Below are 12,646 nucleotides of genomic sequence, written 5' to 3'. Positions count from 1 at the left end.
CTCCCGGGGAGGCGTGGGAGCAGGACAAAAGAGTTGGAGGGAAGCCTCGGTTGCGCCGATTGTTCGCGTTCGTCCCGCCTTCGCATCCCCTGGAAGCGGGCCTGGCCTTCCTGGAGCCTGGAGCCCTCTTGATTCCCTATTGGCACGCCCCGTCGTTCAAGCTGGGGCCCCTGGAGTTGAACCCCTTCAACGTCTTCGTGGCGGCGGGCATCCTGCTGGGCGCGCGACTGCTGACGAAGCAGGCCGAGCGCGAGCGCCTGGACCCCAACCCGCTGGCGGACTACGCCATGTGGGGGGTGGCCGCCGGCATGCTCTTCGGCCACTGGGTGCACCTGTTCTTCTACCACCCGGAGGAGCTGTCCAAGAGCCCGTTCCAGATCTTCAAGTTCTGGGACGGCCTGTCGTCCTTCGGTGGACTGCTGGGCGGCATCATCGCGGCGGTGGTGTTCTTCCGGATACGGAAGCTGCGCTTCAACGACTACGCGGACAGCTTCGCGCTGGGGGTGGCGCCCGCATGGGCGGTGGCGCGGCTGGGGTGCTTCGCGGTGCACGACCACCCGGGGCGGCTGACCGACTTCTTCCTCGCGGTGCAGTTCCCCAACGGCAACCGGCACGACCTGGGCTTCTACGACGCCATCGTGCTCTTCAGCATCACCGGCCTGCTGTACGCGCTGCGCGATTCTCCGAAGATGAAGGGGCGGCTGTTGCCGCTTTTGGCCCTGCTGTACGCGGTGTCCCGCTTCTTCCTGGACTTCCTCCGGGCCACGGACCTGTCGTACGTGGACGCGCGCTACTTCGGCCTGACGCCGGCGCAGTACGGCTGCCTGATGCTGGTGGCGTACGGCCTGTGGGGGCTCTTGCGCAAGCAGGCGCCCAGCACGTCCGCCCAGAAGCCCCCGCCGTCGCAGGGGCGGGTGGAGACCGCGCGCTAGGCTCGGGCGTCTCGCAGTGGGTTTGAACGGGGGGTGCGTATGAAGGCACTGGCGTATGACGCGGTGATGGCGCCGCTGGGATGGGTGGGGCTCAACACCGCCCGGCGGCAGCTGGTGGAGGGGCTCTCCGGCCGCGTGCTGGAGGTGGGCGCGGGCACGGGGCTGGCGCTGCCGGGCTACCCGGACAGCGTCAGCTCGGTGACGGCGGTGGACGTGGACCTGGAGGTGCTGACGCGCGCCCGGCAACGGCGCACCGGCGTGGCGCTGCTCCAGGCGGACGCGCAGGCGCTGCCGTTCGCGGACGCGTCGTTCGACGCGGTCGTCTCCAGCCTGGTGTTCTGCTGCGTGGACGCGCCGGCCACCGCGCTCGCGGAGGTGAGGCGGGTGCTCAAGCCGGGCGGCGAGCTGCGCCTGCTGGAGCATGTGCGGGCCCCTGGCAGGGTGCTCGCCACCGCGCAGGACCTGCTCACGCCCGCGTGGCGCAAGCTCTTCGGCGGCTGCCGGCTCAACCGGGACACGTTCCGCCTGGTGGAGACGGCGGGCTTCCATGTCGTCCGGCGCGAGCAGCGCCTGGGCGGCGTGGGCGAGTTCATCTTCGCCCGGCGGCCCTGAGTCCAGCCGGACCTTGGCGGGTAGGACACAACCCACTGCATCAGGTTTCAGGTCAGGATGTCAGAGGTCACTTTAGGATGGGGGGCACGACGGCGGGCCGACCCGCCGCGTCCTCTTCCCAAAGGCCCTGACGAATGACGCGTTCCCTCCCCACCCTCCTCGCGCTGCTGCTGCTCGCTGGCTGTGGACCTGAGTCCGACACGGGCGCTTCGCCCGACCTCACGAGTTCCCCCGCCGCGCTGCAGGAGGCCGACCGCCAGGGTGGCGCCCGTCCCCGCGAGGGTGCCGTGCGGCTGTCCACCGGCGTCACGCTCCGCTACGTGGAGCAGGGTCGCCAGGACGGGCCCGTCGTCGTCTTCCTGCACGGCTACAGCGACTCGCACCACACGTGGGATTTGAACCTGCCGCGCTTCCCGCGCGACTTCCACCTCTACGCGTTGGATCAGCGCGGCCACGGGGACTCGTCCCGCCCGGCGTGCTGCTACACGCAGCAGGCGTTCGCCCGGGACGTGGTGGCCTTCCTCGACGCGATGCACGTGTCGAAGGCCGTCCTCGTGGGCCACTCGATGGGCAGCTTCATCGCGCAGCAGGTGGCGTTGGACGCGCCCCGCCGCGTGAAGGCGCTGGTGCTGGTGGGTTCTGCGCCCACGGTCGCGGGCAACGAGGTGGCGCTGGGGCTCAAGTCCTTCGTGGACACGCTGAGCGACCCGGTGGATCCGCAGTTCATCTACGAGTTCCAGGCCAGCACCTTCTACCAGCCCGTGCCCGCGTCCTACCTGGACACCCTGGTGGCGGAGAGCTCCAAGGTGCCCGCGCGCGTGTGGCAGGACGCGCTGGACGGGCTCATCGCGGAGGACCACTCCGCGCGGCTGGGGGAGATCCGCGTGCCCACGCTCATCATCGGCGGGGACCAGGACGGCTTCTTCTCCGTGGCCGAACAGCAGGCGCTCGCCAGCGCCATCCCGAACGCCACCTACCTGCTCTACCCGGACACGGGCCACGCCCCGCACGCGGAGCGCCCGCAGCGCTTCGTGAAGGACGTGCACCGGTTCCTGCAGCGCCTGTAGCGCCTGGAGCGCCTGGAGTCAGCGGCCGCTCGCGGCGTCAGGGGCTGGCCGCCTGGGACACGGGGTCCGGGCGGGCCGGCTCCGAGCGCGCCAGCACCACCACCGCCACCAGGATGAGCAGGCCGCCCGCGCCCTGACGGAGCGACAGCCGCTCGCCCAGGAAGAGCGCGCCCAGCACCACCGCCATCACCGGCTCCAGCGTGGACAGCAGCGACGTGTTCACCGGACCGATGCGCTGGAGCCCCGCGAAGAACGTGAGCACCGCCACCACCGTGGACAGCAGCGTCAGCCCCGCCACCGCGCCCCAGCCCAGCGGCGTCTGGGGGAGGGACGGACCGTTCACCAGCATCAGGGCCCCGAAGGCGACCCCCGCCGACAGCGGGACGACGGTGCTCGCCGCGAGCGGCCCCGCCGGGCCCACCACGCGCGCGCTGGCCAGCACGTAGAGCGCGTAGATGACGGCGGACAGCACGCCCAGGGCAATGCCCAGCAGCTCCGCGTCCGGCCCGGGATCCACCGTGAGCCCCGTGCCGACGAGCGCCAGCCCCACGGCGAACCAGCGGGTGCGGCTCAGGTGCTCGCGGCCCAGCGCCACCTGGAGCAGCGCCACCAGCGCGGGGAAGAGGTACAGCAGCAGCGCCACCAGCCCCGCGGAGGCGTGCTGGAGCGCGAGGAAGTAGGCGCTGCCTTCCGCGAAGTAGCCCAGCGCGCCCAGCGCCACCAGGCCCAGCAGCACCCGGCCCCGGGGCCACGCCTGCCGGCGCGCGAGCATCACGCCCGTGAGCACCAGCCCCGCCAGCGTGAAGCGCAGGAACAGCAGCGTGGGCATGTCCGCGCCCGACGCGAAGGCCAGACGCGCGAACAGTCCCAGCGCGCCAAACGAGGCGCCGGACACGATGACGAGCAGGAAGCCGACGGTGCGGAAGCGGGACAACAGCGAGCGCCTACCAGTTCTTCACGGACTGGAGGTCGAACACCTCCGGGAAGCCGCCCTTGCGCAAGAGCTCCGCGGCCACCGCGCTGCGGCCTCCGGCGGCGCAGTACACCACCACGGGCGTGCCGACGGGGCCCACCTCCGAGAGGCGCTGGGCCAGCACCTGCACGGGGATGTTGCGGGCGGCGTCGGGGTGTCCCTGCTGGAACTCCTCCGGCGTGCGCACGTCCAGCAGCACCGCGCCCTTGGCGACGAGTTCGTGGGCCTTCTGAGAGCGTTCCTGAGGCGTCATGTGGCCATCGTAACCCCAAGCCCCCGCCCCGGCCGGGCCGAAAACTGGAGGCCGCTCCACCGGACGCTACAGTCCTGTAACGACCGCCATGCCACTCGACAAGCACACCCTGCTCCACCAACTGGCCGAGCGCCTCCAGCAGAGCGACCGGCTGGCCCACCGCGCGGAAGCCGACGCCCGCGAGGCCGCCCGCAGCCTCGCCACCGAGTCCGAGAAGAAGGAGGACGGCCGCGCCGCCATCGAGTACGGCAGCCTCGCCACCGGCCAGGCCCAGCGCGCGCGCCGCCTGCAGGAGGAGCTCCAGGCGCTCACCGCCTTCGGCGCCAAGGACCTGCCGCGCTTCCCGCGCCAGGGGCCCGTGGGCCTGGGCGCCCTCGTGGACGTCAGCACCGAGGACGAGGACGGCTTCGCCGAGCGCACCTTCTTCGTCCTCCCCGCGGGCGCGGGCACCGAACTCACCGGCCCCGGTGGCGACGGCTTCCTGTCCGTCATCACCCCCAGCTCCCCCGTGGGCCGCGCCCTGCTGGGCCGCCGCGCCGGGGACACCGTGGAGGTGACGCTCGCGGGCGAGGTGCGGGAGTGGACGGTGCTGGAGGTCGCCTGAGGCTCCGGTGAGACTTCGGTGACGCCTCAGCCCCCTTCGGATTCGCTGGTGGGGCCCGGCGCCGCGTGCGCCGTGAGCCACTCCTCCGGGATGTCGCCCCGGGGCAGCTCCAGGGTGAACGTGGAGCCCTGACCGGGCTCGCTCTGGGCCAGCACCGTACCGCCGAACGCTTCGACAATCTGGCGGGTGATGTAGAGGCCCAGGCCCAGGCCGCCGTAGTGCCGGTCGCTCACCGCGCGCTCGAAGCGCTCGAAGATGCGCGCCAGGTCCTCCGGCGCGATGCCGATGCCGTGGTCCTTCACGGTGAGGCGCGCCACCGTGCCGCGCGCGTCCACGGACAGCACCACCGGGTGGCCCGCGCCGTACTTGAGCGCGTTGGACAGGAGGTTCGTCACCACCTGCTCCAGCCGCAGCCGATCCCACCGGCCCACCACCGGCACCGGGGCGTGCAGCTCAAGCTCCGTGCCCTGCTGCTGCGCGGCCGGGGCGAAGCGGTAGAGGATTTCAGCCGCCACGCTCGCCAGGTCCAGCTCCTCCACCTCCAGCCGCAGCCGGCCCGCGCTGATGCGCGACACGTCCAGCAGGTTGTCCACCAGCCGCGACAGCCGGCGCACCTGGCGCTGCACCACCTCCAGCGTCTCCGACACGCGCTCGGTGGGCACGGGCTTGCCCTCGCGCGCCAGCACCGTCACCTGCTTCTGCAGCAGCTGCACCTTGAGGCTCAGCGGCGTGAGCGGCGTCTTCAGCTCGTGGCTCGCGATGCCCAGGAACTCGTCGCGCTGGCGCACCGCCTCGCGCGCCTCCTTCAAGAGCCGCGCGTTCTCCAGGTAGAGCGCGGTGCGGTGGGCCAGCTCCGCCAGGACGCGCTCCTCCTCCGCGTCGAAGGCGTGCAGCACGTTCGCACGCAGCAGAATCAGCGCGCCCAGCACGTTGCCGCGCGCGGCCAGGGGCACGCTCAGGCACCCGTGCGGGCCCACCTCCCGCATCATTCGCGCGTGCTCCGCGTCCCGCGCCGTGAGCGTCACGTGCTCGTCGGACATCACGCACAGGCGCGCCACCGCCCCGGTGACGAACACGTGTGACAGCCCGCCCGGCAGGGTGGGATCCGGCGGGTAGCGCGACAGCAGCTCGCGCAACAGCGCGTGCCTGCCCGCGTCCACGTGCAGGGACGCCGCCACGCTCACGTCCGCATCCGGCGACATCAGGATGAGCAGCGCCCCGTCCCCCAGCGTGGGGACGAGCAGCTTGAGCAGCGGCTCCAGCTGCGCCTCCGCGTCCACCGACGTGCCCAACAGGGCCCCGGCCTCCGCGAGCAGCCGCGACGCATCCAGCAGGGGAGCAGGCAGGGCCTCGACGGCCCGGGTGCGCAGGACCGCCGCCGCGACCCGCCCGTCCCCGCCCTTCACGGGCGTCGCCGTGCCCTGGAGCCGGACGCGCATCCCGTCCGGCCGCAGCACCGTCCACTCCGCCGTGTCTACCTGCTCGCCCGCCAGGGCCCGCGCGAGGGGGGCCTCGTGGGAGGGCAACGGCGTGCCGTCGCTCCGCAACCACTCACACCCGGGCAGGCGGCCGTGCTCCACGGTGGTGGGCGCCGGAATGCCGAAATGGACGGAGGCCTGCGCGTTGAAAGCAACGACGCGTCCCGAGTGTTCGACGAGGGCCCAACCCTCCGCGTCCATGACGCGCGAGGATAGAGGCGGGGCGTCCCCGTCTTTCAGGGAAGCCACCGCAGAAGCCTGCGGGGAATCCAGGGAAGGATCCGAGCGGTGCGCTGAAGGCATGGCGCCGAAAGACATGCTGGGGCTTTCCGCACGCATCATGGTGTCATCTCCGCCTCCCGGGAAGGAAGGCAGCCCGCAGGTCCGCCCCATCACCATCAAGCACAGGGAATGCTTCCCGTCATCCCGCTCTTCCCGCAAGGCCCCTTGCCTGCATGGCGGCGATCCTCAATCGTTCGACTCTCATCGTTCGCCCCCTTCACGTCCGCCCTTTGTATCGTTCCATTCGCACGGCGAAGTTCTTCCATCGCGAAAGTCTCCCGCATGCAGATGCCGTTCACCCGGCCTGACGGCACCCCCAATGAGCGCCGCTTCCGGCAAGTCATCGACACGCTCCAGGAGGTCGTCTTCCAGACCGACCTGGAGCGGACGTGGGTCTTCCTCAATCCGGCGTGGACCGAGGTCACCGGCTTCTCCGTGGAGGAGAGCCTGGGCCGGTCGGCGTTTGACTTCATCCACGTGGACGACCATGCGCGCACGCTGGAGGTGTGCCAGTCGCTGATCACGGGCGAGCGCGAGTTCGTCCAGCACGAGGTGCGCTACCTCACGCGCGACGGAGGCTTCCGGTGGGTGGAGGTCTTCGCCCGGGTGACGCAGGACGAGGACGGCACGCTCATTGGCATGGCGGGCTCGCTCAATGACATCACCGAGCGCAAGCGGGCGAACGATGCGCTCGCCCGGCGTGAGCGCTACCTCACGGCGCTGGTGGACATGCAGCAGCGCCTGCTGTCGGTGCCCGAGGGTGGGGACCTGTACGGGCCCGCGCTGGCGCCGCTGGGGCAGGCGTCGGGCGCCAGCCGCGTCTACGTCTTCGAGACGCTCACCAACGCGCAGGGCGCGCTCGTGTGCAGCCAGCGCGCCGAGTGGTGCGGCCCCGGGGTGACGGCGGAGATCAACAACCCGCTGCTCCAGGAATTGCCCATGCGGCCGGACCTGGAGCGGTGGGTCCCCCTGCTGGAGCGGGGCGAGGTCGTCGCCGGGCGCGTGGCGACGTTCCCCGCGTTCGAGCGGGCGCTGTTGGATCCACAGGGCGTGCTGTCGCTGCTGGTGCTGCCCCTGCGCGTGCAGGGCCGGCTGGTGGGCTTCGTGGGATTCGACAACTGCTACGAGGCGCGCGAGTGGGACCGGCTGGAGGTGGACCTGCTGTCCGCGGCCAGCGGCGCCATCTCCGTGTCGCTGGAGCGGCGCGAGTCGGAGCGCGCGCTGCGCGAGCACGAGCACCGCTTCCGCCAGCTCGCGGAGAACGCGTCCGACGTGCTGTACCTCTACCGGTGCGCGCCGCCGCGCGGCTTCGCGTACGTCAGCCGCGTGGTGCACGCGAAGCTGGGCCTGGGCCCGGAGGCGCACTACGCGGATCCGGAGCTCTGGTACCGCCAGGTACACCCGGAGGACCGGCCCGCGCTGGAGCAGTTGCTGGAGTCGCCCCGCACGTCGGACGGCGTGCCGGTGGTGCTGCGCTTCCTGCACCCCGACGGGCGCACCCTGTGGCTGGAGCACGTGGTGGCTCCGGTGACGGACACGCACGGGAAGGTCGTGGCGGTGGAGGGGCTGGCGCGCGACATCACCGAGCGGCGCCAGGTGGAGGAGGCCCTGAAGCGCTCCGAAGCCAGCCTGCGCGCGCTGATGGAGGGCTTCCCGGACGCGGCGGCCATCGAGCGCGACGGCCACATCGTCTACGCGAACGCGGTGCTCGTCACGACGCTGGGCTTCCAGAGCGCGGAGGAGCTGGTGGGGCGCCGGCTGTCGGAGTTCCTGTCGGACGTGCCGGGCACGGGCCCCACGCCCGCGGGCACGAACGCGGCGCCGCTCACCAGCGAGCGTCGGCTGGTGCTGCGCGACGGACGCACGCGCGTGGTGGAGCTGGCGTCGCTGCCCCTGCGCTTCGACGGGCAGCCGGCGGTGGTGTCCATCGCACGCGACGTGACGGAGCAGCGCCAGTTGCAGGCGCGGCTGACGCTGGCGGACCGGCTGGCGTCGGTGGGCACGCTGGCGGCGGGCATCGCGCATGAAATCAACAACCCGCTGGCCTTCGTGGTCTCCAACCTGGGCTTCCTGTCGGACGAGTTCCGCCACCACCTGCAGCCCAGCGCCGGGCGCGGGGTGCGCCCGCCGGACGTGGCCGAGTGGCAGGAGGTGCTGGGCGAGGCGTGCGAGGGCGCCGAGCGCGTGCGGCAGATCGTCCGCCAGTTGAAGACGTTCTCCCGGCCGGATGAAGAGCGCATGACGCCGGTGGACCTGCACGCGGTGCTGGACTCGGTGGTGATGATGGCCGCGAACGAGATCCGCCACCGCGCGCGGCTGCGCCGGGACTACGGCACGGTGCCGCAGGTGATGGCCAACGAGGGCCGGCTGTGCCAGGTGTTCCTCAACCTGGTGGTGAACGCGGCGCAGGCCATCCCGGAGGGCTCCGCGCACGACCACGAGGTGGTGCTGACGACGCGCATGGAGGGCGGACGCGTGGTGGTGGAGGTGCGCGACACGGGCAGCGGCATCCCGCCGGAGGTGCTGGGCCGCATCTTCGATCCGTTCTTCACCACCAAGCCCGTGGGCGTGGGCACCGGCCTGGGGCTGTCCATCTGCCACGGCATCATCAGCGGCATGGGCGGCGACATCTCCGTGGACAGCACCGTGGGCAAGGGGAGCGCCTTCCGCGTGCTCCTGCCCGCGCCCGTGGCCGCCTCCACGTCACGCCCCTCCGCGGCCACCACGCCCGACGCGCCCGTGACGCCGCGAGGCCGGGTGCTGGTGGTGGACGACGAGCCCGCGGTGGGCCGCGTGCTGCAGCGGCTCCTGCGGGGCCATGACGTGGAGGTGGCCACCAGCGGGCGGCAGGCCCTGGAGCGCATGGGCCAGACGCCGGGCTTCGACGCGGTGCTGTGCGACGTGATGATGCCGGACCTCGCCGGCCGGGACGTGTACGAGGCCACGCGGCGCGCGCACCCGGGGATGGAGCGCCGCTTCATCTTCGTGTCCGGCGGCGCCTTCACCGTGGGGGCGCGCGAGTTCCTGTCGCAGATCCCCAACCCGGTGCTGGAGAAGCCCTTCGACGAAGCGCGCGTGCGCGGCGCCGTGGAGGCGCTGGTGCGCCACGGTCCGCAGGACGTCCCCTGACGCGGGTGCATGCAGCGCGCGGGACCCATCGGTCATCGGGAGGACCCTCCTCCCGCTGACCGATGCCCGGGGCGGGCGCGTCTGCGAGCGTGTGCTCGTCCGCTCGCTCCAGCCCGAGGTACGCCGCCCATGAACCGCACCACCCTGCTGCTGTCCATCGCTGGCCTGCTCGTCGTGGGCGCGCTCGCGCTCGACGGCATCCACGCCCTCTTCGCCACCCGCTCCGAACACCCGCCCTTCGTCCATCAGCCGCGCGCCGCGCCGCCGTCCGCGGTGGACCAGAGCCACACGGTGGTGCAGCCGGGTGAAGCGCCCATCACCACGGTGCTGCCCGTGGGCGTGGGCACGCCGGGGTCCGGCAAGCCGGGCATGGTGGAGCTGACCGGCAAGCTGTCCGGCGCGTACGTGAAGACGGGGCCCGGTGAGGCCTTCGCGTGGTTCGAGGTGTCGGCGCGCGCCCCGGAGAACCCGCAGCGCGTGCCGGTGAACCTGGCGCTGGTGGTGGACCGCTCCGGCTCCATGATGGGCAGCAAGCTGGTGGACGCGAAGCGCGCCGCGGAGGCGCTGGTGAACCAGCTGCGCGTGGGAGACCGGCTGGCGCTCGTGCACTACGGCTCCGACGTGAAGACGCTGCCCAGCGTGGAGATCACCGAACAGACGCGCGCGGAGCTGCTCAAGGCCATCGCCGCCATCGAGGTGGATGGCTCCACGAACATCAGCGGCGGGCTCCAGGCGGCCGGAGTGGCGTTGATCCCGTACACGAAGCAGTACCGGGTGACGCGCGCCATCCTCCTGAGCGACGGCCAGCCCACCGAAGGCGTGGTGTCCGAGACGGGCCTCTTCTCCGAGGTGGGCAAGCTGCGCGAGCAGGGCATCACCGTGAGCTCGCTGGGCGTGGGCGAGGGCTTCAACGACGTGCTGATGCGCGGCATGGCCGAGCGCGGCGGCGGCTTCTCCGGGTTCGTCAGCGATTCGGCGCAGCTGGCCTCCATCTTCACGCGCGAGCTGGAGCAGGCCGCCAGCACCGTGGCGCGCGACGTGAACCTGGTGCTGACGCTGCCGCCCGGTGTGAGCAGCGTGGAGGTGATGGGCCTGACGTCCACGCGCGAGGGCAGCACCGTGCGCGTGCCCCTGTACGACCTGACCGGCGGCCAGTCCGCGCGCGTGGTGGCGAAGGTGACGCTGGTCGCCCCCGACACCGCGTCCCAGATGAACGTCCTGGCCGCGAACCTGTCGTACATCGACGTGACGGCCGACCTGCCGTCGCGGGTGCTGCTGTCCCTGGACGCGAAGGTGACGCCCGACGCGCAGGTGGTCCACGCGAACCTGGACCGGGACGTGCGGGTGCACGCCATCCGCGCGTTGGGTACGCAGCAGTTGCATGCGGCCGCGGAGCAGATGAAGAGCGGCAACCGTCAGGGAGCCCTCGATCTGCTCGGCAACGCGCGTCGCCTCTTTGGCAGCTCGGCGTCGGCGCTCGCGGGGGAGCTTGCGGATGTGGACGCGACCCAGGCAGCCTACGGGAATGCCCACAGCGAGGCGGAGGTACGGCGTGAGATGCTCGACCTCAAGAAGAAGACGATGAAGAGCTTCGGGCAGAGCAACTCCTACTAGTCGTTCAAGCCGCTCGGGACGGTGCGCCATGTCGCTCTCCATCCAACTCATCCGCCGGGAGGACTTCGAGTCGCGCTGCCTGTGCGCGCTCGTGGGGGCGGGCGCCATGGCGCTGGTGGCCGGCGTGGCGCGGCAGGTGCTGCACGTCCCGGTGGAGCCCGGCTACTTCGCGCTGGCGGCGGCGGCCGTCACCGCGCTGAAGCCGCAGCCCGCGTACAGCGCCCTGATGCGCGCGGCGGTGGTGCTGCTGCCCGCCCTGCCCTACGTCCTGGGCCTGCCGTCCCCCCTGCGGCACGCGGTGGCGGGCGCCATCGCCGCGGGGCTGCTGGCGTGGCGCGGCCATGGGCGCGACCACGTGGGCACGTCCACCCAGGTGGGGCTGAGCGCCGGGGCGGCCGCGGTCACCACGGCGCTGGGGATGTACGTGTACACGGTGATCCACGCGCGCTTCCTCCCGGGCCAGGGCTACTTCCCGCTGCTGGTGGACTACGCGGTGGTGGCGCTGTTCTGGAGCATCGGCACGCTGCCGGTGAACCTGGCCATCGACCTGGACGCGGTGGCCGCCCGGGGCATGCGCCTGGAGGCCACCCTCACCGGCGAGGTGCGCGGGCTGGTGACGCGGGCGCTCGGGCTGTACCGCCAGAGCCAGGCGGAGGCGCGCAAGCTGGCCACGGGCGAGGGCCGCGTGAAGCTGGAGCGCGTGCTCGCGAAGCTGGCCCAGGACGCCTTCGGCCTGGCCGAGTCCCACACGGTGCTGGAGGGTCAGCTCTCCGCCGCGTCCCAGGGCAGCGTGGATTCGCAGGTGCAGGAGCTGCGCAAGCGCGCCGCGGACGCCCAGGACGGCGTGGCCCGGCGTCAGCTGGAGCGCGCCGCCGCCTCCCTGGGCGAGGAGCTCAACCACCTGGACGCGCTGTCACGTCGCCGCGAGCGGCTGCACGCCCAGCTCCACGCCCAGGTGGCCCTGCTGGAGCGCGCCCGGGTGTGCTTCATCGGGGCCCGGGCGGCGTCCCCGCTGGACGGGGGCGACCGGGCCCTGGCCCTGGCCGACAAGCTCTCCGCCCTGGACCTGGAGTCGTCCAGCCCGGAGGCGCTGCCCCCGCAGGTGCGCGCTCCCGGGGTCCACTCCTAGGCCCGACGGTCGCCCTGCCCTTCAGGGCGGGCCTCGCGTCACTTCGTCGCGTGGGCGGTGGTCGTGCGCTTGCGCGCGGGCGCTGCCTTCCGGGGGGCCGTCTTCGCCGGGACGCGGGGCGCGTGCAGCTCGCTCGCGATGCGCTCTTCAATCTCCTCGCGAGTCCTGCGGCTCACCTCCAGCGCGGCGTTGATGCGCTCGCGCACGCGGTCGGCCTGGGCCTCGGCGGCGGCCCGGTACTCCGCGATGTCCCGGCGCAGCTCCAGACGGCCCGCGGTGGCCGGGGCGGCCTCCGCCTTCTTCCGGGTGGCCGTCTTGCGCCGGGCCGGACGGTCCGTTGCGGTCTCACTACCCTCGTGTCCCTGTACCTTGCGCGCCATGAGGCCCCCTCGTGCGATCTCTCGCCTTGGGCGGAAAGGTGGGGTGTGTGGTTCCACCAGGGAAGCCCGACCCCGGGTCGGACGCAGTCCTTGCAGGCGGACAATCCGGGGCTGCTCCAACAGGAGGGCTTCTCAATGTCGCCAGGAAAACGCTAAGAGGGGCCTCGCCGTTCCTGAGCCAGGGGCCTTCCAG

11 protein-coding genes are annotated in these 12,646 nt (G+C 72.2%); 7 read left to right on the top strand and 4 right to left on the bottom strand.

Annotated features, from left to right (window positions below; genetic code table 11):
• Positions 1-128 precede the first annotated feature (128 nt).
• From D7X12_RS09700 to D7X12_RS09690, 3 genes are all read left to right on the top strand, one after another.
• Positions 129-932, top strand: coding sequence for a prolipoprotein diacylglyceryl transferase (locus tag D7X12_RS09700; protein WP_120624985.1), 804 nt, complete (start codon positions 129-131; stop codon positions 930-932).
• 39 nt (positions 933-971) lie between these two features.
• Positions 972-1,544, top strand: coding sequence for a class I SAM-dependent methyltransferase (locus tag D7X12_RS09695; protein WP_120624979.1), 573 nt, complete (start codon positions 972-974; stop codon positions 1,542-1,544).
• 134 nt (positions 1,545-1,678) lie between these two features.
• A complete protein-coding gene (locus D7X12_RS09690) occupies positions 1,679-2,611 on the top strand; it encodes an alpha/beta fold hydrolase (protein ID WP_120624978.1) in 933 nt (310 codons plus the stop codon).
• Between the two features lie 37 nt (positions 2,612-2,648).
• Here D7X12_RS09690 and D7X12_RS09685 read toward each other — a convergent pair whose 3' ends face one another.
• Complete coding sequence (locus tag D7X12_RS09685) at positions 2,649-3,545, bottom strand: DMT family transporter (RefSeq protein ID WP_208718907.1); 897 nt, start codon at positions 3,543-3,545, stop codon at positions 2,649-2,651.
• Positions 3,546-3,555: 10 nt separating this feature from the next.
• Complete coding sequence (locus D7X12_RS09680) at positions 3,556-3,837, bottom strand: rhodanese-like domain-containing protein (protein WP_120624976.1); 282 nt, start codon at positions 3,835-3,837, stop codon at positions 3,556-3,558.
• Positions 3,838-3,925: 88 nt separating this feature from the next.
• Here D7X12_RS09680 and D7X12_RS09675 point away from each other — a divergent pair, with 88 nt between their 5' ends.
• Complete coding sequence (locus D7X12_RS09675) at positions 3,926-4,441, top strand: GreA/GreB family elongation factor (RefSeq protein ID WP_120624975.1); 516 nt, start codon at positions 3,926-3,928, stop codon at positions 4,439-4,441.
• A gap of 26 nt (positions 4,442-4,467) precedes the next feature.
• Here the strand turns inward: D7X12_RS09675 and D7X12_RS09670 are convergent, their stop codons facing one another.
• On the bottom strand, positions 4,468-6,168 hold the full coding sequence (locus D7X12_RS09670; protein ID WP_244224457.1) for a GAF domain-containing sensor histidine kinase: 1,701 nt from the start codon (positions 6,166-6,168) through the stop codon (positions 4,468-4,470).
• 315 nt (positions 6,169-6,483) lie between these two features.
• Here D7X12_RS09670 and D7X12_RS09665 point away from each other — a divergent pair, with 315 nt between their 5' ends.
• The 3 genes from D7X12_RS09665 (at position 6,484) to D7X12_RS09655 (ending at position 12,073) form a co-directional block, all read left to right on the top strand.
• Positions 6,484-9,330, top strand: a complete 2,847-nt coding sequence (locus D7X12_RS09665) for a PAS domain S-box protein (RefSeq protein WP_120624973.1) — start codon at positions 6,484-6,486, stop codon at positions 9,328-9,330.
• 129 nt (positions 9,331-9,459) lie between these two features.
• Entirely contained in the window at positions 9,460-10,944 is a 1,485-nt protein-coding gene (locus tag D7X12_RS09660; protein WP_120624972.1) for a vWA domain-containing protein, read from the top strand.
• Positions 10,945-10,972: 28 nt separating this feature from the next.
• A complete protein-coding gene (locus D7X12_RS09655; RefSeq protein ID WP_120624971.1) occupies positions 10,973-12,073 on the top strand; it encodes a hypothetical protein in 1,101 nt (366 codons plus the stop codon).
• Between the two features lie 38 nt (positions 12,074-12,111).
• Here the strand turns inward: D7X12_RS09655 and D7X12_RS09650 are convergent, their stop codons facing one another.
• Positions 12,112-12,453 carry a hypothetical protein gene (locus D7X12_RS09650; protein ID WP_244224456.1) on the bottom strand — a complete coding sequence of 114 codons (342 nt, stop codon included), beginning with the start codon at positions 12,451-12,453 and terminating at the stop codon, positions 12,112-12,114.
• Positions 12,454-12,646 lie beyond the last annotated feature (193 nt).

Source organism: Corallococcus sicarius, from assembly GCF_003611735.1.
GTDB lineage: Bacteria > Myxococcota > Myxococcia > Myxococcales > Myxococcaceae > Corallococcus > Corallococcus sicarius.
This window is presented reverse-complemented; position numbering and strand designations above follow the sequence as displayed.

Coding starts and splice junctions, on each gene's coding strand:
- D7X12_RS09695 (WP_120624979.1), top strand. CDS start 972: ATGAAGGCACTGGCGTATGACGCGGTGATGGCGCCGCTGGGATGGGTG.
- D7X12_RS09690 (WP_120624978.1), top strand. CDS start 1,679: ATGACGCGTTCCCTCCCCACCCTCCTCGCGCTGCTGCTGCTCGCTGGC.
- D7X12_RS09680 (WP_120624976.1), bottom strand. CDS start 3,837: ATGACGCCTCAGGAACGCTCTCAGAAGGCCCACGAACTCGTCGCCAAG.
- D7X12_RS09675 (WP_120624975.1), top strand. CDS start 3,926: ATGCCACTCGACAAGCACACCCTGCTCCACCAACTGGCCGAGCGCCTC.
- D7X12_RS09665 (WP_120624973.1), top strand. CDS start 6,484: ATGCAGATGCCGTTCACCCGGCCTGACGGCACCCCCAATGAGCGCCGC.
- D7X12_RS09660 (WP_120624972.1), top strand. CDS start 9,460: ATGAACCGCACCACCCTGCTGCTGTCCATCGCTGGCCTGCTCGTCGTG.
- D7X12_RS09655 (WP_120624971.1), top strand. CDS start 10,973: ATGTCGCTCTCCATCCAACTCATCCGCCGGGAGGACTTCGAGTCGCGC.
- D7X12_RS09650 (WP_244224456.1), bottom strand. CDS start 12,453: ATGGCGCGCAAGGTACAGGGACACGAGGGTAGTGAGACCGCAACGGAC.